Source organism: Herbaspirillum sp. Her3 (assembly GCF_057961275.1).
On sequence record NZ_CM176328.1, the window covers coordinates 3737369 to 3757496 of the forward strand.

The window sequence follows — 20128 nt, forward strand, 5'->3', positions numbered from 1 at the left end:
CCAACAAAAAAATCACCACGCATAAAAAAGCCGCCCAGCGTGAGCCGGGCGGCCTCTGGTATGACAAGTCGGGGCCGCGCAGCTGCCCCTGATCTGCATCAGCGCGGCGTACGACGGCGACGCCACCAAAACGCTGCACCCAGCAGGGCCAGCAGCAATAGTCCCATGCCGGCGCGAGCCAGCCACAACAGCGGCGAGGGCTCGCCCCCGGCGCGCAGCGCCTTGACGCGCTGCACGCTGATGCTGACCTTGCTGCCGCCCAGATCCTGCATCAGGTAGTTGGTCACCGCAGCGATCTCGCCGTCGTTGAGCGTATGGGCAAAACCGATCATGCCCTGCCCATGCTCCGGCAACACGCCTTCCAGGATGGCCATGGCCACGTTGTCGGCATTGGGCTGGCGCAGCAGCGGATGTTGCTGCAAGGACGGCAAGCCATTGAGTCCCTGGCCACCGGTGTTGTGACAGGAGGCGCAGTTGTTGAGATAGATGCGCGCCCCTGCACCCAGGGCTGCCAGTGCCTGCGGCGTATCGTCTCCCTGCACCGGCGTCAGCGCACGCACGGGCGCGGCAGCGGGTGCAGGTGCCACGGGGGGTGCAGCCTGGGCTGCGGCGGGCAGCAGATAGGTCGCCATGGCGTCCAGGTCTTCGCGGGTCATGCGGGAGAAACTCTTTTCGATGGCTTCCAGCATCGGACCAGCGGCCGTGGCGCCGTTGCCGGCATGGCCGCTGGCCAGGTAATCGGCCAGCATGTCGCGGGTCCAGGCCGGATTGGCCTGCAAGGCGGCGGGGCTGATGTCGGGCGCATACCAGGTGCCCAGGGAAGCGCCCTGCAAGCGCCGGTCCAGTTGCTCGGCCATCAGGGCATTGCGTGGCGTGTGGCAGGTGCTGCAATGGGCCAGGCCCTGTACCAGGTAGGCGCCACGGTTCCACTGCGCCGATTGCGCCGGATCGGGTTCAAAAGGTTTCTTGTCGAGGAACAGCCAGTTCCATGCCTTCATCGACAGGCGGATGTTGAACGGGAACGGCAGTGCCGTCGCTGGCGGCGACTGGTCTACCGGCTGCACACCTTGCATGAAATAGGCATACAGCGCCGTCACGTCCTCATCGGTAAGACGAGCGTAGGCGGTATAGGGCATGGCCGGATACAGCTGGCTGCCATCAGCGCGCACGCCCTGGCGCAGGGCGGCGGCGAACTGCTCGCGGCTGTACTGGCCAATGCCATGGGTCTTGGAGGGCGTGATGTTGGTGCTGTAAATGGTGCCCAGCGGGCTGCTGATCGGATGGCCACCGCTGAAGGGCGCCCTTCCCTTCTCGCTGTGGCAGGCGGCGCAGTCACCGGCCGTGGCCAGGTACTCGCCGCGCTTGATCAGTTGTGCATCGTCGGCCGCATGGGCCAGGTGGGCCATGCCACTCAGTCCCAGCAAGGAAAGCACCGCCAGCAGGCGCTTGAACGGCTTACGCATGACGGCTCTCCTCGATGATCTTGTCGGCCGTGCGCAGCGCCAGTGCCATGGCAGTGAGCGTGACGTTGCAGGTGCCTACCGTGGGCATGACGCCGGTGCCGACCATGAACAGGTTCTCGTGGTCGTGCGCACGGCCCCAGGCGTCGGTGACGCTGGTGGCCGGGTCCAGCCCCATGGAGAGCGTGCCGGTGATGTGCTGGCGATTGGAGAATGCCCCGCTCTTGCTGTGCTTGATGTTGGTCGCACCCAGCTTGGCGGCGATGGCGTCGTAGCAGGCACGGGTCTTTTCGGTACCCTTGACCACATAGTCGTCCACGTTCCAGTACAGGGCCGGAACCGGCAAGCCGAGTTCATCCTTCTTGTCGCCCAGGGTGACGCGGTTGTCGCGGTCGGGCAGTTGTTCCAGCGCGTTCTTGATGCTCAGGCGGCGCGCCGCGCGGAACAGGATCTGCTCTTCCAGGCGCTTGCCGAAATAGCCCTCGGCCACCGCTTCCTTGGTGACGGCGGCGACCTGGGAGGCATTGGAAATATCGATACGAAACGGCGCATGCTCGGCGCGGAACTGCCCATCGCGGAACTGGCCGATGGAGCAAGGACTGACCGGACCGCGGCCGGGCCAGATTTCTTCATCGACGTCGAAGGTCACCCCGATGGCCGGGTGATCGCACAGGTTGCGGCCTACGTTGTCGCGTGCGTTGGCGATGCCTTGCGGGAACTTGTCACTCACCGACATGAGCAGCAGCTTGGGCGTCTCAACGGCATTGGCGGCCAGCACGAAGGTCTGCGCCGTGACGCGGTGGCTGACCTTGTTCCAGTCGTAGTAGTGAACGGCGGCGATGCGGCCCTTTTCGTCGTGTTCGAGGCGATAGACCACCGCCTCGGTGATGACCTGCACGCCGCTGTCTTCGGCCTGCTGCGCGGCCAGTCCGCCGTGGTACTGCGCATCGATGGGACACAGCGGCATGCAGTTGTTGTTGCCGCAGCAGGCCGGACGGCCGTCGTAGTTGCGGCTGTTGCGCCCGGTGCTGTCGTCGAGCACCGTGAAGTCAGGCGCCAGGCGGGCCGTCACGCGTTGCTGCAGCCAGGAGGCCGGCACCCGCTCCATGGGGTAAGGGTGCTTGCGTGGCGAACCGTTGTCAGGCGAGCCGCCGACCCCGGCGATGACCTCGGCCTGGTAGTAGTAATCTTCCAGCTCGTCGTAGCTGATGGGCCAGTCCTTGCCCACGCCATAGAGGCTGTGCTGGCGGAAGTCATTGGGCACGAAGCGCCACAATTGCGCCGCCCAGTGCCAGCTGGTACCGCCGAACATGCGGATGTACTGGGCATTGAAGGCATGCGGCCCCTTCTGCTGCAGGTAGCCGTTGGGCTCCGGGGTATAGCGTGGATGCGGGGCCAGCGGCGAGTACGGATACGGCGCCATGAAGTCGGACTTGAAGGCCGAACTGCGGAAGCGCTCGACCAGTTGGTCGCGGCGCATGCGGGGGCCGGCTTCCAGCAGCAGCACCGACTTGCCGGTACGGGCCAGGCGCGTGGCCAGCAAGGCACCGGTTACGCCGGCACCGATCACCACCACATCGGCGGCATTGACATTACTCATCACAAACAATCACTTTCGCAAAATCAGGGCTGGCGCGACCAGCTGCCGCAGGGGCCATAGGAAAAACTGGGCGGCACCACCTTGCCGCTCACCAGTCCATTGGAAAGCGCATTGATGTAGGTAACGTATTGGGCTTGCTTGCCCTTGCCCACCACGCCCTCGTACCAGGCACCGAGGATCACGCGGGCCAGCTTTTCGCTGTCGCCATGCTCGGCGGGAAACGCCAGACGCTCGGCCTGCAACAGCGCGGGCTGGGCTTGCAGCAGCGCATTCAAGGCTGACAGGCGATTGGCCAGGTCTTTTTCGGTCTTGCCCAGGGCCAGTAGCAAAGCCGCGCCCAGTCCGGGGCTCAGATCCTTGCGCTCAGTCAGTTGTTGGGAAACCTGAATGAAATCATCCAGCGGGGCCGTCGTCGCATTGTTTTGCGCGGTGACCAGTCTAGGCAGTGCCCCGTACAGGCCGGCCGCACCGGCACCCGTCATCAGGCCCACCACTTTGAGTACCCGGCGGCGTGAGGTGTGCATCATTATGTCTTCCAGGAAAAATGGCCCGCAGGCATGCAGAGCGTGCCGCGCCGTCGCGCCGGGGCCAGAATGGGCGCACATTTTACGCACTTTCGCTTTGATCTGCAGCAGAGCTTGTGCAACCGGATATTCACTGGCCTAAAACAACACGGCCCGGTCATTTTCATGACCGGGCCGTGGCGCAGGACTGACAGGTGACAGGAAGAATCAGCCGTGGCCGAGGTAAGCCTTGCGCACCTCGCTGTTGGCCAGCAGGTTGGCACCGGTATCGGACATGACCACGTGGCCGTTTTCCAGCACGTAGCCACGGTCGGCCACGCCCAGGGCCTTGTTGGCGTTCTGCTCGACCAGGAACACGGTCACGCCGCTGTCGCGGATGGTGCGGATGATCTCGAAGATCTGCGCGATCACCAGCGGGGCCAGGCCCAGCGTGGGCTCGTCCAGCAACAGCAGGCGCGGCTTGCTCATCAGGGCGCGGCCGATGGCCAGCATCTGCTGCTCGCCGCCGGACATGGTGCCGGCGCGCTGGGCAGCGCGTTCCTTGAGGCGCGGGAAGAGGCCGAAGACGTAGTCGATGCCCTGCTCGATCTCGTCATTGCGGGCGAAGAAGGCGCCCATTTTGAGGTTTTCCAGCACGGTCAGGCTGGGGAAGACGCGCCGGCCTTCCGGCGAGATCGCCAGTCCCCGGCGCATGATCTCGTGGGTCGGCAGCTGCGTGATGTCCTGCCCCTCGAAGATCACGCGGCCGCTGGAGGCGCGCGGACGGCCGCACAGCGTCATCAGGAGCGTGGTCTTGCCGGCACCGTTGGCACCGATCAAGGTAACGATCTCGCCTTTTTCCACCTTCAGCGACACGCCGTGCAGCGCCTCGATGGCGCCATAGTGGGTATGCACCTTGTCAAACTGCAGCATCATTCTTCTCCCAGGTAAGCCTTGATCACGCGCTCGTCGCTGCGCACCTCTTCGGGGGTGCCGGTGACGATGGGCTTGCCGTGCTCCATGACCAGGATGCGATCGGAGATGCCCATGATGAGGCTCATGTCATGTTCGATCAGCAGCACGGCCACGCCGTGCTCGCGGCGCAGGCGGTCGATCAGTTGCGACAGTTCCTGCTTCTCCTGCGGATTCAGGCCGGCCGCCGGTTCATCCAGCAGCAGCAGGCGCGGCTTGGTGATCATGCAGCGGGCGATTTCCACGCGGCGTTGCAGGCCATACGAGAGCGTGCCCGCCTCGCGGTTGGCCAGCGCGGTCAGGCCGAGCTGATCCAGCCAGTAGGCGGCGCGCTGCAAGGCTTCCTGCTCGGACTTGCGATAGGCCGGCGTCTTCAGGAGTCCCGACAGCAGGTTGGTATTGACCTGCTGGTGTTGCGCCACCAGCAGGTTTTCCACCACGGTCATGGACTTGAAGAGGCGGATGTTCTGGAAGGTCCGCACCAGCCCCTGCTGCGCCACCTGGTGGCTGGGCTGGCGGGCAATCGACACGCCATCGAGGACGATCTCGCCCGAGGTCGGCTGGTAGAAGCCGCTGATGCAGTTGAAGACGGTGGTCTTGCCGGCACCATTGGGGCCGATGATGGCGAAGACTTCACGTTCCTGCACGGCCAGCGAAACGCCATCCACGGCCAGCAGGCCGCCGAAGCGCATCGCCAGGTTCGAGACTTCCAGCATGGTTTTCATGGGCGAATTCATTGCGGCAGCTCCACGTGCGGACGGGTTGCGGGAAGCAATCCTTGCGGACGCCACATCATCATCAGCACCATCACCAGGCCGAAGATCAGCATGCGGTACTCGGCAAAGCTGCGCGCCAGTTCCGGCAATACGGTCAGCAGGATCGCCGCCAGGATCACGCCCAGCTGCGAACCCATGCCACCCAGCACGACGATGGCCAGGATCAGGGCGGACTCGATGAAGGTGAAGGATTCCGGCGTCACCAGGCCCTGGCGGGCGGCGAAGAAGGAACCGGCCAGGCCGGCGAAGGCCGCACCGAGCGTAAAGGCCGAGAGCTTCACGCGGGTCGGGTTGATGCCCAGCGAGCGGCAGGCGATCTCGTCTTCACGCAGGGCTTCCCAGGCGCGGCCCATGGGCATGCGCAGCAGGCGGCTGGTGACGAAATAAGTAAAGAGCACCATCAGCAAGGCCAGGAAGTACAGGAAGATCACCATGTGACCACCCTGGTACGACAGGCCGAACAGCTGGTGGAAGGTGGTCCCGCCTTCGGTCAGCGGATTGCGCGCCATCACCACGCCGAACACGGTCGGCTTGGGGATGCCCGAGATGCCATCCGGACCACCGGTGAGGCTGGTCATGTTGTTGAGCAGCAGGCGGATGATCTCGCCGAAGCCCAGCGTGACGATGGCCAGGTAGTCACCGCGCAGTCGCAGCACCGGGAAGCCCAGCAAGAAACCGAACAGCGCGGACGCCGCCGCCGACGACGGCACGCATTCCCAGAACGACAGGCCGAAGTACTGGTTGCACAGCGCATAGGTATAGGCACCCACCGCGTAGAAGCCCACGTAGCCCAGGTCCAGCAGGCCGGCAAAGCCGACCACGATGTTCAGGCCCAGGCCCAGCACCACGTAGATCAGCGCCAGGGTCATCACGTCCACATAGCCGCGTGAACCGAAGAAGGGCCACACCAGCGCGGCCATCAGCAGGATCAGCACGGCCGCACGCTGCTGGCCCGGCTGCATGCGCGGCAGCGCCGGCAGCCTGATGCCGGCCGTGGTGCGCGAGAGCGCAGGCCGGGCCAGCTGGAACAGGAACACGGCCAGCACCGCCACCAGCACCGGGGGCCAGTGGGTGTTGAGGACCACGCGGTAGCCCTCCAGCTGCAACTGCATGCCCAGCAGCGGGAAGGTCAGTACGGCGGTCACCAGCGCCGCCGCCACGGCATTCTTGAAAGTCTCAGGCATCACGCCTCCTTGAATATGTCGTTGTCCGTCGAGCCGTACGGGCTCAGACCTTTTCAATGTCGGGCTTGCCCAACAGGCCCGTGGGACGGAACAGCAGGATCAGCACCAGCAGGCCGAAGGACACCACGTCCTTGTATTCGGAAGGCAGGTAGCCGGCCGCGAAGGTCTCGGCCAGCCCCAGCAGCACGCCGCCCAGCATGGCGCCGGGAATGCTGCCGATGCCGCCCAGCACCGCCGCCGTAAAGGCCTTGATGCCGGCGATGAAGCCGATGTAGGGATTGAGCTTGCCGATGGTCAGCGCAATCAACACGCCGCCCACCGCCGCCAGCATCGCGCCCAGGACGAAGGTGAAGGAAATCACCTTGTTGGTATCGATGCCCAAGAGATTGGCCATGCCCATGTCTTCGGCGCAGGCGCGGCAGGCGCGGCCCATGCGCGAGCGCGCGATGAACAGCGTCAGGGCCACCATCAGCACCAGCGTCACGCCCACGATGACCATGCGCGAATACGGCACGGTGACGGTGAAGTCACTGCCCATCTGGAATTCCAGCGCGCCCGAGATCAGCACCGGCACCGACATGTCGCGTGCGCCCTGGCCGATCTGCACGTAGTTCTGCAGGAAGATGGACATGCCGATGGCCGAGATCAGCGGCACCAGGCGCGGGCCGCCGCGCAAGGGCCGATAGGCCACGCGTTCGACGGTCCAGCCATAGAGGCCCGTGACCAATACCGAGACGATGAGCGCACCGCCCAAGAGCAGCGGCAAGGGATAGCCGGACTGCACGCCGATGGCTGTGAGCGTCACCAGGCCGACGTAGGAGGCGATCATGTAGATCTCGCCGTGGGCGAAGTTGATCATGCCGATGATGCCGTAGACCATGGTGTAGCCGATGGCAATCAAGGCATAGATCGCACCCAGCGAGAGCCCGTTGACGAGCTGCTGGGTCAGTTGAGGGAGCAATTCATTCATGAGGGAACCCATAAAGTGGAAATGCCCCATTCCGACTGCAATGGGGCATTTCGCGGTTTGACGTCAGGTCAGACAGTCACGCCAGCGATTCGGGGCGAATCACTTGGCTTCGGTCTTGGTGGCGTCCTTGTGCCAGGTGAAGACGACGAAACGGAAGGCCTTGAGGTCGCCCTTCTTGTCGTATTCGACGTTGCCGATGGGGGCCTTGAAGCTGTTGCCGTGGATGTAGGCAGCGACCTTGTCCGGATCGGTGGACTTGGCACCGGTGATGGCGTCGGCAATGATCTTCACGGCCGAGTAGGCCGGCATCTGGAACGGACCGTTGGCATCACGCTTGGCTGCAGCGAAGGCCTTGACCAGGGCGGCGTTGGCCGGATCGGCGGCGAAGTCGGCCGGCAGGGTCACCAGCATGCCTTCGGAGGCCGGGCCGGCGATGGCGGTGATGTCCTTGTTGCCCACGCCTTCAGGGCCCATGAAGACGGCCTTGACGCCCTGCTCACGCGCCTGGCGCATGATCAGGCCCATTTCCGGGTGGTAGCCGCCGAAGTAGACGAAGTCCACGCCCTGCGACTTCAACTTGGTGACGATGGCCGAGTAATCGCTGTCACCGGCGTTGATGCCTTCGAACACCACCACCGGCACCTTGGCCGCATCCAGCGCAGACTTCACCGACGAGGCCACGCCCTGGCCGTAGGACTGCTTGTCGTGCAGCACGGCGACCTTCTTGGGCTTGAGCTTCTCGATGACGTAGCGGGCGGCGGCAGGACCTTGCTGGTCGTCGCGGCCGATGGTGCGGAAGATGAACTTGTGCGGCTTGGCTTCGGTCAGCTGCGGTGCGGTCGCCGACGGGGTGATCATGACCACGCCTTCGTTCTCGTAGATGTCCGAGGCGGGGATGGTGGAGCCGGAGCAGACGTGACCGATCACGTACTTGATGCCCTGGCTGACGATCTTGTTGGCCACGGCCACGGCCTGCTTGGGTTCGCAGGCGTCATCCATCATGACGGCTTCGAACTTGTTGCCGTTGGCGCCGCCGGCGGCGTTGATCTGTTCGATGGCGGTGAGGGCACCGGCCTTGACCATGTCGCCGTACTGGGCCACGGCACCGGTCAGGGGACCGGCGATGGCGATCTTGACGGTTTCGGCGTGGGCCACGCCGGCGAAGGCGGCAAAGGTGGCGGCGGCCAGGGCGATCTTGGTCAGACGGCTTGCAAACTTCATTGTCGTTTCCTCCAGGATGGAACGGATTCAAGAGGCGCCGTTACCTGGCCAGCAGGCCGGCGCGCGTAGGGTTGTGGATACCTGACCCCGTTTTACGGGAGGCTGGCCGCAACATGGGGGCAGAGTGTAACACTGCATCGAAATGGGGCAAATTATTTTTGGAATTTCGTCATCGCGCGTCATTTACGTGCTGCCAGATTCGATTTTGCACACATTTCATGCTGTTTTTCTTCATTTTCCCATGTTCGGTGCAGAACTGCGGTGCAGCACGACCAAATTCGGTGCATCACCCAAAGAGCCTTGACCAGACTGGCTTTGCGGCCAAACCAGGGATTTTCCCGTGGCAAGCCCGGCTTGCGCCATTTACAATACCGCCTCACCCCGCCACCCCATGCCTTCCCGCAGAACAAGACCTGGTTTCGATGCTTCACTCCCCTTTCCGCAACAGCACAGACACCCGCACCGACCTTTGCCTTCCCTTGCTGCGCCTGCTGGCGCTGATAGTTCTGGTGCTGGGCTGCACCCGGGCCGGCGCCGCCGAGATCCGCCAATACCAGTATCACCAGGTCTTCATCAGCACCTGCCGCGCCGATCCGCGCAGCGACACCCTGCGCATGTACTGGAAGGATGCCAGCGGCACGCCACTGGGCAACTTCAGCCGGCTTGACGCGCATCTGCGCAGCCAGGGGCTGGAGATGGTGTGTGCCACCAATGCCGGCATCTACGACAAGCAGTTGCAGCCGCTGGGGCTGTACGTGGAAGGAGGTAACCAGCTGCGCAAGCTCAACACGCGCAAGAACGCCTATGGCAATTTCTATCTGCAACCCAATGGCGTGTTCGTGATCAGCGAGCGCCAGGCCTACATCGTCGAGACCTCCGATTACGAGGCCGAGCTGGGCCTGTGGAATGGCGTGACGCGCTATGCCACGCAGTCAGGTCCGTTGATGATCGTGGACGGCAAGATCAATCCGCGCTTCGACCCGGCTTCGGCCAATACGGTGGTGCGCAATGCGGTGTGCCTGGATGCGGCGGGCATCGTCACGCTGGCCATCGCGCGCAATCCGATCAGCTTCTACGATTTCGCCAGTTTCCTTCGTGATGAACTCAAGTGCAGTGACGCTTTGTACCTGGATGGCAGCATCTCGCGCATGTATCCCACGCTGGAAGCCAATATGGGTCCGGCATTCGGGGCCATGATTGCGGTGGTGAAGCCGCATGCGGGGAAGTAGCAGAAAGCCGGGCAAAAAAAAGCCCGCAGCCAATGAACTGCGGGCAAGTTCCCTATCAAGAGGGAGGTTGAAGGAACAGTTCAACCACCTGTACGACTGCAGGCCGCAAAAAAAAGTTCGGAAAGATTTTTCGCGCGCATTGCCTGTTCCCGCCGGGCGGCCAGGTGCCTGGAAAGAAGCTTCCCATACTGCGCCAGATCGGCCAGTGCGCGGTCCGCCAGCCCAAAAGAAAGCGCCGCAACAGTTACCTGTCGCGGCGCATTGCAGTGCTGTTCCCACTGCGGGAGATGGGTGCGGCTCTTGCCGTTCTGCTTGTCTCTTATTGTGATCGGGGCTGCAGTTACTTTTGCGTACCGGCGCTGTCACCCGTGGAGCCCGCCGGCGTGCTCGGGCTGGTGGCCGAGGAGTCCGAAGGCGTGGTCGGGGTCGGGGTGGCCGGGGTGGCGGTGGAGCCGCCAGCGGTACCGGAGTCAGCCGGTGCCGGAGTGGTCGGGGTGCTGCTTGCCGGAGCCGATTCGGATGCGGCCGGCGGGTTGGCGGCCGGGGTTGCCGGCGCTTCGTCGCGCTTGTTGCAACCGGCCAGGACAGCGGTGAATACGGCGGCAGCCAAGAGGGTGTGGCGAATCTGCATATTTTGCCTCCAAAGGTTGTTGATCGGATTTGCCGAAATGCACTGAACCAAGCACGGCCTGCGTGCTTGCCTGGATTCGACAGCTTCTGGACACCGATTATTCCCGCTCTGGCGGTCTCAGGCTGTCAGAAAATGGCGCATCTTGATGTCAGCCATCGCAGGCAATATGGTCTCACCGACAACACTTCTTCACCCTGAAAACCCGTATCATCCCCTCCCATGATGACCTTCACCGCCCGCTTCCCTGCCCTCGCCGCCGCCATGCTGGCCCTGGCCATGGCGCTGCCCACCACTGCCCATGCCGACATCACTCCGCTATCGCCTGCGCAATGCGCCCGCATGCAGGCCAGCAAGGTCATCACCGCCGCCAATCCCGTGCCCTGCTCGCGGCTGGCCACGGTCAGTTTCGATTACACGGACTTTGACGGGGCGACCCATCAAGGCGCAGTGGTGGTATTGGATGCGGTGGCGCCGCAAGTGGAGTCGCTGTTCGGCGAACTGCTGCTGCGCTCCTTCCCGCTGGCCGGCGCCCGTGCGCTGGAAGCCTACGAGGGCGATGACCAGCGCTCCATGGCCGACAACAACAGCTCTGCATTCAATGGCCGCCCGATGACCGGGGGCGGCGGCTGGTCCAAGCATGCCTATGGCGCGGCCATCGACATCAATCCCCTGCAGAATCCCTACGTCAGCCAGGCCGGCAGCCCACAGCAGGAAGTCCTGCCACCGCAGGGTGCGGCCTGGCTGCAGCGTACGCCGCCGCAGCCAGGCATGGCCGAGGAGGTCATCAGCGTGTTTTATGACCATGGTTTCCTGGTCTGGGGCGGCCAGTGGAAGCAGCCCATCGATTACCAGCACTTCGAGATCGGCAGCCGCAGCTTCATCCAGACCCTGGCCAGCCTGCCCAAGGCGCAGGCGCGCGCCGAATTCGCGCGCTATGCCGCGCGCTACCGGCAATGCGCGCATCCCGCTGCAGCCGCCGCCACGGCAGCCCAGAGCGACGACGACGCCCCCGAAGACACCCGCCTGCGCGATCAATGCGCTGCACGCCTGCGCAAATAAGCAGGCGTAAAGAGGCGCACCCGCAGTCCACGCAAGACAGGTAAAGATCCGCAAGTTTAAGTAAGCAGGTGCAGCAAGCCCCTGGTGCGCGCCTATACTGCGACGGCAATACCGGTCTGGGCGCAGGCCCGGGTGACAGCCTTACTTGAGGAGTGCACGCATGTCGATCAATTCCGTTTCCAACGTCCATCACACCAACACCACCAACACTGCCGGCGCCCAGCAGGCACCGAAGAAACAGGGTGTCAATTTCAACGACGTCCTGAAGGCCACCGGACAGTCCGCGCAAGTGGCCCAGTCCACTGCCTCGCAACCCAGCAGTACAGATTCCAGCACCATCACCACGACACCGACCCGTACGGTCTGAGCGTAACGACGCTGGTTGCAAAGACAAAGGCCGGACAGTGTGCAGACACTGTCCGGCCTTTGTCATGACAGTCGGGAAAAGTGGCCCGGTACAGTTATACTGCGACGTCAGCCGCAAGGAGCCGCCATGCCCGATCCGTTGCATCCAGACGCACCGCAGATCCGTCGCGCCCGTCAGGACGACTACCCGCAATGGAAGATTCTGTGGGATGACTACAATGCCTTCTATGGCCGCAGCGGCGCCACCGCCCTGCCCCTGGCCATCACCCAGGCCACCTGGTCACGCATCCATGATGCCGATGAACCCGTGCATGCGCTGGTCGCCGAGGCTGGCGGAAAACTGTTGGGACTGGCGCATTACCTCTATCACCGCAATACCATCCTGATCGGCCCGGCCTGCTACCTGCAGGACCTGTTCACCACCGAAGCCGCACGCGGCCAGGGTGTAGGCCGTGCACTGGTCGAAGAACTGTACCGGTGCGCTGCCGCCGATGGTGCCGAGCGCGTGTACTGGCACACCCATCACACCAATGCCCAGGCGCGCCGGCTTTATGACACGCTGGCCATCGATTCGGGCTTCATCGTCTATCGCAAGAATCTCTGATGCGCGCCGCGCTCACGGCTGGGCATTGGCCTCATTGAGCGCATTGACGATATCGGCACGCTTGAGATCAGGGGCGAACTGCTGGATGAAATCGAAGGCATAGCCACGCAGGTAGGCGCCGCGCCGCACCGCCAGACGGGCGATGTTGGCCTTGAAGAGGTGCGAGGCATTGATGGCCACCATGTCCTGGTGCTTGCCCTGGTCCACCGCCATCGAGGCCACCAGCCCCACGCCCATGCCCAGCGAGACGTATTGCTGGATCACGTCCGAATCCATGGCGGTCAGTACGATGTCCGGTTCGATGCCGGCCTGGCGGAAGGCTTCGTCGATGTGTCCCCGGCCGGTAAAGCCGACGTCATAGGTGATGAGCGGCCAGGTGCCCAGATCTTCCAGCGCGACCTGCTCCAGTCCCAGCAAGGGATGGCCCTTGGGCACCACGATCACGTGGCTCCAGGTATAACAGGGGAAGGACACCAGTTCCTTGAATTGCGACAGCCCCTCGGTGGCGATGCCGATGTCGGCCTTGCCCGAGATGACCCATTCGGCGATGTGTTCCGGCGCGCTCTGCTGCAGGGCGATGCGCACCTGCGGGAAGGCGTCACGGAAGGCCTGCACCACGCGCGGCAGCACGTAGCGTGCCTGGGTGTGGGTGGTGGCAATGGAGAGCGTACCGCTCTGCTCGCCGGCGTATTCCTTGCTGGCGCGGCGCAGGTTCTCGGCCTCCAGCAAGAGCCGCTCGACGATGCCGAGGATGCCCTTGCCTGGTTCGGTCAGGCCGGTCAGGCGCTTGCCGTTGCGTTCGAAGATTTCCACGCCCAGCTCTTCTTCCAGCTCGCGGATCTGGCGGCTCACGCCGGGTTGCGAGGTGAACAGCACATTGGCCACTTCAGTCAGGTTGAAGCCACAGCGCGCGGCTTCACGGATGGAACGCAGTTGCTGGAAATTCATCGTCCCGGCCCTCCTTGTTGCTGCGCGAAGACCTGCAGGCGGCGCGGACGCACCACCAGGGTTTCGCCATTCTTCAAGCCCAGTTGCGTGAAGCGTTCATTGGGGATGACGGCCTCGATGAGCTCGGCATTGTCATCGCGCTCCAGTTCCAGCTGCGCCAGCGGGCCGATGGCATGAGCGCGGCGCAGTTGCACCACGATGCCTTCGGCGCCGGGGGAATAGCGCTCCACGTCGAGATCATGCGGACGCACGAAACCGACGCCGGCCGCATCGCGGATATCATCGTGGCCGGGCGCTTCAAAGCGCGCGCCACCGGCATCCAATACACCTTCATGCAGACGGCCATGGAACAGGTTCACGTTGCCCAGGAAGCCGTAGACGAAGGGCGAAGCGGGATGGTTGTAGACCGACTCGGGCGTGCCGATCTGCTCGACCTGGCCCTTGTTCATCAGCACCACCTGGTCGGCCACTTCCAGCGCCTCTTCCTGGTCGTGGGTGACGAAGATGCTGGTCACGTGCAGTTCATCGTGCAGGCGGCGCAGCCAGCGGCGCAGTTCCTTGCGCACCTTGGCATCGAGGGCGCCAAAGGGTTCGTCCAGCAGCAGTACGCGCGGCTCCACGGCCAGCGCACGGGCCAGCGCGATGCGCTGGCGCTGGCCGCCCGAGAGTTGCGGCGGATAGCGGTCGGCCAGCCAGTCCAGCTGCACCAGCTCCAGCAGGCGCTTGACCTTCTCGCGGATGACCGCTTCCGAGGGTCGCTGCGCCCGCGGCTTGACGCGCAGGCCGAAGGCGATGTTCTCGAACACGGTCATGTGCTTGAACAGCGCATAGTGCTGGAAGACGAAACCAACCTGGCGCTCGCGCACGTGGCGCGCCGAGGCGTCTTCGCCATCGAGCAGCACCTGGCCGGAATCGGGCGATTCGAGACCGGCGATGATGCGCAAGAGCGTGGTCTTGCCGCAGCCGGACGGCCCCAGCAGGGCCGTCAGTTCGCCCGCCGGGAAATTGAGCGAGACGTCGTTGAGCGCGGTGAAGCTGCCGAAACGCTTCTGGATGTGATGGACTTCGATGCTCATGATGACTCCTTAAGCTTGTTCGCTGGCGCTGTGCTGCTGGTGCAGCCGCCACTCGATGACGCTCTTGACGGCCAGCGTGACCAGGGCCAGGAAGGCCAGCAGCGAGGCCACGGCGAAGGCGCCGGTGATGTTGAATTCGTTGTAGAGGATCTCGACCTGCAGCGGGATGGTATTGGTCTCGCCGCGAATGTGGCCGGACACCACCGAGACGGCACCAAACTCGCCCATGGCGCGCGCATTGCAGAGGATCACGCCATACAGCAGGCCCCACTTGATGTTGGGCAGCGTGACGTGCCAGAAGGTGCGCCAGCCGGAGGCGCCCAGCACCAGCGCGGCTTCTTCTTCCTCGCTGCCCTGCGACTGCATCAGCGGGATCAGCTCGCGCGCCACGAACGGGAAGGTCACGAAGATGGTCGCCAGCACGATGCCCGGCACGGCGAAGAGGATCTTGATGTCGTGCTCGCGCAGCCAGGGGCCGAAATAGCCTTGCAGGCCGAACAGCAGCACGTAGATCAGGCCCGAGATCACCGGCGAGACCGAGAACGGCAGGTCGATCAGGGTCAGCAGCAGGTTCTTGCCACGGAACTCGAACTTGGCAATGGCCCAGGCGGCGGCCACGCCGAAGACCAGGTTCAACGGCACGGCGATGGCGGCAGTGATGACGGTCAGCTTGATGGCGGACCAGGCATCGTCCTCGGTGATGGAGGCGACATAGACATCCCAGCCCTTGCGCAGCGCCTCGTAGAACACCGACACCAGCGGCACGAACAGGAACAGCGTCAGGAACACCAGCGCGATGCCGATCAGGAGCGCACGCACCCAGAACGGTTCGGTGGTGGCACCAGGGGTCAGCGGCGGCTCGCCACGGGCAATCGCCTGGTGGGCGGCGGAAACGGGGGCAGCACTCATCTCAGATCCTTTCCGGCTGGCCGCGCTTGCGGGTCCAGGCTTGCAGCAGGTTGATGGTCAGCAGCAGGATGAAGGAAACCAGCAGCATGACCATCGCAATGGCCGTCGCACCGGCATAGTCGTATTGCTCCAGCTTGGTGACGATGAACAAAGGGGTGATTTCCGAGACCATCGGCATGTTGCCGGCGATGAAGACCACCGAGCCGTATTCCCCCGAAGCGCGCGCAAAGGCCAGCGCAAACCCGGTCAGCAGTGCCGGCAGCACGGTGGGGAAAATCACCCGGGTAAACGTCTGCCAGCGGCTCGCACCCAGGCTGGCGGCGGCTTCTTCCAGTTCGCGCTCGGCTTCTTCCAGCACCGGTTGCACGGTGCGCACCACGAAGGGCAAGCCAATGAAGGTCAGCGCCACCAGCACGCCCAGCGGAGTAAAGGCAACCTTGATGCCCAGCGGCGCCAGCAGCTTGCCCAGCCAGCCGTTCTGCGAATACAGCGTAGTGAGCGCAATGCCGGCCACGGCCGTGGGCAGGGCAAAGGGCAGGTCCACCAGGGCATCGATGATGCGCTTGCCGGGGAAGCGATAGCGCACCAGTACCCAGGCCACGATGCCGCCGAAGATCACGTTGAGGAAGGCGCCGATCAGCGAGGCCCCGAAGCTGAGACGATAGGAGGCCATCACGCGTGGCGAAGTCACCGCCTCGATGAAGCCGCCCCAGGTCAGGGTGAAGGTCTTCAGGAACAGTGCCGACAGCGGAATCAGCACGATCAGCGCCAGATAGAAAATGGTGAAACCCAGCGACAGCCGGAAGCCGGGCAGCACGCGCCGGCTGGTGCCACTACCAGCCTTCGCTGGCGCAGCCACGGGCGCAGCAAGGGATACAGGGGAAGCAGACATGTCGTTCTCTTATTATTACAAATGCGACTATAGGTGAGCGATATTCGCACCCGCTAGTTATAAAGAGAACGAAGCTTTTTGCATGTCCTTAGAAGAAAAGCGCATAAAGCACGGCAAGAAACCGACTTTATGCGCTCAAGATGCAGGGAAATGAGGTGAAGGAAAAAGCTTCAGGCTATGCGTTCCAGCAATTCCAGCAGCCATTGCTGCCCTTCGGTCCAGTCGCCCAGGCCCGATTCGGAATTGATGTGCCCGCGCGCGCCCACCGAACGGAACTGCGCGCCCCACGCCTCTGCCCAGTGGCGGGCGCGCTCGGCGCTCATCCAGGGATCGTTGTCGCTGCCCACGACCAGCGCGGGATACGGTAACCGGTGGCGCACTGCCGAACTCAGGCTGAACTTGACCGGATCGGCCGGCGCCACCAGCAAGGCCGCCACGATGGGATGGGCCGATCCCTCCGCTGCGGCTTGCAAGGCGGCCGTGCGATGCACCGTGGTCAGGCAGCCGAAGCTGTGGGCGACGATCACCGTGGGCCGGCCATCCCTGGCCAGCACTTCGCCCAAGCGGGCCGACCAGCGCGGCAGGTCGGGCGTCTCCCAGTCGTCCTGCTGCACCCGTTCAAAGGCCGGATACAGCCGCTGCCAGCGCGATTGCCAATGGTCCGGACCGCTGTCGGACAGGCCCGGGGCCACCAGCACGCGAAAATCGGCCAGCCGCGCCGGGGTAGCCGAAGAAGAGGGAGACGACAGACTCATGCAAGCCTCGCAGCAAGGGAAGAAGTCATGCAGTATGCCTCAGGCCGCGTCCTTGAGGCCGAGCAACGTGTCAGGCAGGCGCGCGGCCGGGACATCCCACAAATACCCTTGCGCCAAAGTGGACTGGGCCAGTGCCTGACAGTACCAGGCCAGTTTATCGAACACTTCCCGGCTTTCGACGCGCTTGAAGAAGATGCGTACGCCCTGCTCGGCCGCCCGCAGCAGCAACAAGGCCACGCTGTCGGGATCGGCCAGCTCGCGCGCATCGACCTTGATCAGGTCGGGCTTGACCTTGTCGAGCAGGCCCAGCGCTTCCAGAGGGCTATTGGCCGAGACGCCCAGGCGGAAACCGTTGCGGCGGTAATTGTCCAGCACGTAGTTGAGCAGCCAGCGCTGGTTGGGCGTGACCACCGGCAGTTGCAGCACGATGCGCTCATGCGGCAGCTCCAGCGCCGCCAGGATGCGCCGGTAGGCCACGCCGTGATTGTTGTTGACGGCGGCCAGCAGGCGCGCATGCACCGACAGGTGCAGCTCGGGGGCGTCCTCGCCGGCCTGGCGGTAATAATTGATGGCGTGCAGCATGCGGCACAACCGGTCCAGTTCCACCGACTCGTCGTCACTGGCGGCCTGGTCCAGCAGCTTCCACAGATGCAGGCCGTCATCGACGGCCGAATGGCTGCGGGCAAAGGCCTCGCAGGCGACGATGTGGCCATCGTCAAAGCTGCGCACCGGCTGGAAAGCCGAGGTCAGCGACGTATTGAAGAAACGCCCTGCGGCGCGCCCCTGCTCATCCAGCCAGACCTTGGAGGACGTTGCGCCGCCGGGTTGCTGCGCATCGAGGCGGGCCAGATAAGCCTTCAGTGCCTGATATGCCATCGGGCCTGCTCCTGAAAAAATGATGCCGCCCGCCCGGGATGACCGGCCGGGACGGCCAGACGATCACAGCTTGGCGATCGAGACTTCGGTGGCCTTGACCAGGGCCACCACTTCGCTGCCGATGGTCAGGCCCAGGTCCTTGACGGAGCGGGTGGTAATGACCGAGGTCACGATGCCGGCCGGGGTTTCCACATCCACTTCGGACACCACCGAACCTTCGATGATGGCCTTGACCTTGCCCTTGAACTGGTTACGGACGTTGATTGCTTGAATGGTCATGCTCTGCTCCTTGATGAAACGGCGTCGGCACCTGCCGCGCCGCATGGGTTGAAATGAGAAAAACTAAAAATCCTGAAAATCGGCGCAACCCTTCACAGGATTGCGCTCACACCGCCCACTGCACCTGCTGTACGCCACGTGGCGTGAATAATTCTTCAGATGGCTCTGAAACCGCCTCGCTACCGGGGTGCCGCAGCACCCGCGCCAGGATGGCTTCCTCCAGCGCGGCAAACTGCGCCTGCCCGCGTGAACGCGGACGGGCCAGTTCGATGCGCTGGTCCAGCGCCACGTGGCCATCCTCGATCAGCAGCACGCGGTCGGCCAGGGCGATGGCTTCCTGCACGTCGTGGGTCACCAGCAAGGCGGTGAAGCCGCGTTCGCGCCAGAGCGATTCGATGAGGGTCTGCATCTCGATGCGGGTCAGGGCATCGAGCGCGCCCAGTGGTTCGTCCAGCAGCAGCAATTGCGGATCGTGCACCAGCGCGCGCGCCAGGGCCACGCGCTGGCGCTGGCCACCGGAGAGCACGGCCGGCCATTCGCCGGCGCGCTGGTCCAGGCCGACCTGGCGCAATGCATTGAGCGCCTGCGCTGCTGCCTGCTTGGGCAGGCCCAGCGCCACGTTGGCCTGCACCCGCTTCCAGGGCAGCAGGCGCGCATCCTGGAACATGATGCGGATCTCGGACTCGCCACTGCCTTCGTGTTCATAGAGGACTTCACCGCCGCTGGCCTGATCCAGCTGGGCCACCAGGCGCAGCAAGGTGCTCTTGCCGCAGCCGCTGCGGCCGACGATGGCGACGAATTCGCCGGGTGCGATGTCCAGATCGATGTCGTGCAGCACGGTGCGGCCGCTGAAGGCCTTGGACAAGGCGCGCAGCCTGATGCCTACGCCCCGGCCGGCGGCGCGGCTCAGTTGTTGGTGTTCCTGGGTGTCATTGCGCATGATGGTTCCTGATGCAGTCTGGTTGCTCGTCATTGGTAGCCGGGGTGCCAGCGCAGCCAGAAGCGTTCCAGCGCCCGCGCTGCGGTATCGGCCAGCTTGCCCAGCAGGGCGTAGAGCAGGATGCCCACCAGCACCACGTCGGTCTGCAGGAATTCGCGGGCATTCATGGTCATGTAGCCGATGCCGGCCTGGGCCGAGATGGTCTCGGCCACGATCAGCAGCACCCACACCAGGCCCAGCGCAAAGCGCAGGCCGACCAGGATGGACGGCAAGGCGCCCGGCAGGATCACGTCGCGGTACAACGGCCAGCCGGACAAGCCATAGCTGCGCGCCATCTCGATCAAGCCCTGGTCGACCGAGCGGATGCCGTGGAAGGTATTGAGGTAGACCGGAAAGAACACGCCCACCGACACCAGGAACAGCTTGGCCGTCTCGTCGATGCCGAACCACAGGATCACCAGGGGAATGAGCGCCAGCGCCGGAATGTTGCGCACCATCTGCAGGGTGGTGTCGAGCAGCAGTTCCGCCGAGCGCAGGCTGCCCGAGAGCAGCCCCAGGATCAGGCCCAGCCCGGCGCCGACCGCAAACCCGGCCGCCGCACGCCCGCTGGAGACCGCAAGGTGATGCCACAGTTCGCCGGAAGCCGAGAGATTCCAGGCGGCTTTGAGCACCGCGAACGGTTCGGGCAGGATGCGGCTGGAGAGCCAGCCGGCCTGGGCGGCGATCTCCCACCACACCAGCAGCAGCACGGGCAGCACCCAGCCGACCCAGGCGCCGCGCGCCTTGCGCGCACGCTTGGCGGCGGCCTTGGGGCGCGCCTGCTCCTGCAGGCCGGTGCCGGTATCGGCGAGGACGGGATTGGAAGCGCTGGTCATGGC

22 protein-coding genes are annotated in these 20128 nt (G+C 64.2%); 4 read left to right on the forward strand and 18 right to left on the reverse strand.

What is annotated here, in order from left to right; translation table 11 throughout:
* Positions 1-98: 98 nt before the first annotated feature.
* The 8 genes from ACVC5H_RS17150 to ACVC5H_RS17185 form a co-directional block, all read right to left on the reverse strand.
* On the reverse strand, positions 99-1463 hold the full coding sequence (locus ACVC5H_RS17150; protein WP_489618995.1) for a cytochrome c: 1365 nt from the start codon (positions 1461-1463) through the stop codon (positions 99-101).
* Positions 1456-3060 carry a GMC family oxidoreductase gene (locus ACVC5H_RS17155; RefSeq protein WP_489618996.1) on the reverse strand — a complete coding sequence of 535 codons (1605 nt, stop codon included), beginning with the start codon at positions 3058-3060 and terminating at the stop codon, positions 1456-1458. The genes ACVC5H_RS17150 and ACVC5H_RS17155 overlap by 8 nt, the downstream gene beginning before the upstream one ends.
* Before the next feature lie 23 nt (positions 3061-3083).
* Positions 3084-3587: a sugar dehydrogenase complex small subunit gene (locus ACVC5H_RS17160; protein WP_489618997.1), complete on the reverse strand. Its 504-nt coding sequence runs from the start codon at positions 3585-3587 to the stop codon at positions 3084-3086.
* A 204-nt stretch (positions 3588-3791) separates the two neighbouring features.
* Positions 3792-4496 carry an ABC transporter ATP-binding protein gene (locus ACVC5H_RS17165; protein ID WP_489622718.1) on the reverse strand — a complete coding sequence of 235 codons (705 nt, stop codon included), beginning with the start codon at positions 4494-4496 and terminating at the stop codon, positions 3792-3794.
* Complete coding sequence (gene livG, locus ACVC5H_RS17170; protein WP_489618998.1) at positions 4496-5272, reverse strand: high-affinity branched-chain amino acid ABC transporter ATP-binding protein LivG; 777 nt, start codon at positions 5270-5272, stop codon at positions 4496-4498. Before livG ends, ACVC5H_RS17165 begins: the two co-directional genes overlap by 1 nt.
* Entirely contained in the window at positions 5269-6495 is a 1227-nt protein-coding gene (locus tag ACVC5H_RS17175) for a high-affinity branched-chain amino acid ABC transporter permease LivM (protein WP_489618999.1), read from the reverse strand. Before ACVC5H_RS17175 ends, livG begins: the two co-directional genes overlap by 4 nt.
* A gap of 43 nt (positions 6496-6538) precedes the next feature.
* Positions 6539-7465: a high-affinity branched-chain amino acid ABC transporter permease LivH gene (gene livH, locus ACVC5H_RS17180; protein ID WP_034350126.1), complete on the reverse strand. Its 927-nt coding sequence runs from the start codon at positions 7463-7465 to the stop codon at positions 6539-6541.
* A gap of 99 nt (positions 7466-7564) precedes the next feature.
* On the reverse strand, positions 7565-8686 hold the full coding sequence (locus ACVC5H_RS17185; RefSeq protein WP_489619000.1) for a branched-chain amino acid ABC transporter substrate-binding protein: 1122 nt from the start codon (positions 8684-8686) through the stop codon (positions 7565-7567).
* Positions 8687-9108: 422 nt separating this feature from the next.
* Here ACVC5H_RS17185 and ACVC5H_RS17190 point away from each other — a divergent pair, with 422 nt between their 5' ends.
* Positions 9109-9915, forward strand: a complete 807-nt coding sequence (locus ACVC5H_RS17190) for a phosphodiester glycosidase family protein (protein WP_489619001.1) — start codon at positions 9109-9111, stop codon at positions 9913-9915.
* Positions 9916-10255: 340 nt separating this feature from the next.
* Here ACVC5H_RS17190 and ACVC5H_RS17195 read toward each other — a convergent pair whose 3' ends face one another.
* Positions 10256-10546 (reverse strand): hypothetical protein, encoded by a 291-nt coding sequence (locus ACVC5H_RS17195; protein ID WP_489619002.1) that lies wholly within the window; start codon positions 10544-10546, stop codon positions 10256-10258.
* Positions 10547-10765: 219 nt separating this feature from the next.
* On the opposite strand from ACVC5H_RS17195, the gene ACVC5H_RS17200 reads away from it, so the two are divergent.
* From ACVC5H_RS17200 to ACVC5H_RS17210, 3 genes are all read left to right on the forward strand, one after another.
* Positions 10766-11605, forward strand: a complete 840-nt coding sequence (locus ACVC5H_RS17200; RefSeq protein WP_489619003.1) for a M15 family metallopeptidase — start codon at positions 10766-10768, stop codon at positions 11603-11605.
* Positions 11606-11765: 160 nt separating this feature from the next.
* A complete protein-coding gene (locus tag ACVC5H_RS17205; RefSeq protein ID WP_489619004.1) occupies positions 11766-11972 on the forward strand; it encodes a hypothetical protein in 207 nt (68 codons plus the stop codon).
* Between the two features lie 126 nt (positions 11973-12098).
* Entirely contained in the window at positions 12099-12575 is a 477-nt protein-coding gene (locus tag ACVC5H_RS17210) for a GNAT family N-acetyltransferase (RefSeq protein WP_489619005.1), read from the forward strand.
* Between the two features lie 12 nt (positions 12576-12587).
* Here ACVC5H_RS17210 and ACVC5H_RS17215 read toward each other — a convergent pair whose 3' ends face one another.
* The 9 genes from ACVC5H_RS17215 to ssuC all read right to left on the reverse strand — a co-directional run bounded on the left by ACVC5H_RS17215 (position 12588) and on the right by ssuC (position 20125).
* A complete protein-coding gene (locus ACVC5H_RS17215; RefSeq protein WP_489619006.1) occupies positions 12588-13523 on the reverse strand; it encodes a CysB family HTH-type transcriptional regulator in 936 nt (311 codons plus the stop codon).
* Positions 13520-14599: a sulfate/molybdate ABC transporter ATP-binding protein gene (locus tag ACVC5H_RS17220; RefSeq protein WP_489619007.1), complete on the reverse strand. Its 1080-nt coding sequence runs from the start codon at positions 14597-14599 to the stop codon at positions 13520-13522. Before ACVC5H_RS17220 ends, ACVC5H_RS17215 begins: the two co-directional genes overlap by 4 nt.
* A 9-nt stretch (positions 14600-14608) precedes the next feature.
* Positions 14609-15508, reverse strand: coding sequence for a sulfate ABC transporter permease subunit CysW (gene cysW / locus ACVC5H_RS17225; protein ID WP_489619008.1), 900 nt, complete (start codon positions 15506-15508; stop codon positions 14609-14611).
* A 1-nt stretch (position 15509) separates the two neighbouring features.
* The gene (cysT, locus tag ACVC5H_RS17230; protein ID WP_489619009.1) at positions 15510-16400 is read right to left on the reverse strand and encodes a sulfate ABC transporter permease subunit CysT; all 891 of its coding nucleotides are present in this window, start codon (positions 16398-16400) and stop codon (positions 15510-15512) included.
* 170 nt (positions 16401-16570) lie between these two features.
* The gene (locus tag ACVC5H_RS17235) at positions 16571-17155 is read right to left on the reverse strand and encodes an RBBP9/YdeN family alpha/beta hydrolase (RefSeq protein ID WP_489619010.1); all 585 of its coding nucleotides are present in this window, start codon (positions 17153-17155) and stop codon (positions 16571-16573) included.
* A 39-nt stretch (positions 17156-17194) separates the two neighbouring features.
* Positions 17195-18031 (reverse strand): EAL domain-containing protein, encoded by an 837-nt coding sequence (locus ACVC5H_RS17240; RefSeq protein WP_489619011.1) that lies wholly within the window; start codon positions 18029-18031, stop codon positions 17195-17197.
* A 63-nt stretch (positions 18032-18094) separates the two neighbouring features.
* Positions 18095-18310 (reverse strand): TOBE domain-containing protein, encoded by a 216-nt coding sequence (locus ACVC5H_RS17245; RefSeq protein WP_006464491.1) that lies wholly within the window; start codon positions 18308-18310, stop codon positions 18095-18097.
* A 106-nt stretch (positions 18311-18416) separates the two neighbouring features.
* Positions 18417-19250, reverse strand: a complete 834-nt coding sequence (locus ACVC5H_RS17250) for an ATP-binding cassette domain-containing protein (RefSeq protein WP_489619012.1) — start codon at positions 19248-19250, stop codon at positions 18417-18419.
* 29 nt (positions 19251-19279) lie between these two features.
* The gene (gene ssuC / locus ACVC5H_RS17255) at positions 19280-20125 is read right to left on the reverse strand and encodes an aliphatic sulfonate ABC transporter permease SsuC (protein ID WP_489619013.1); all 846 of its coding nucleotides are present in this window, start codon (positions 20123-20125) and stop codon (positions 19280-19282) included.
* Positions 20126-20128: the final 3 nt, after the last annotated feature.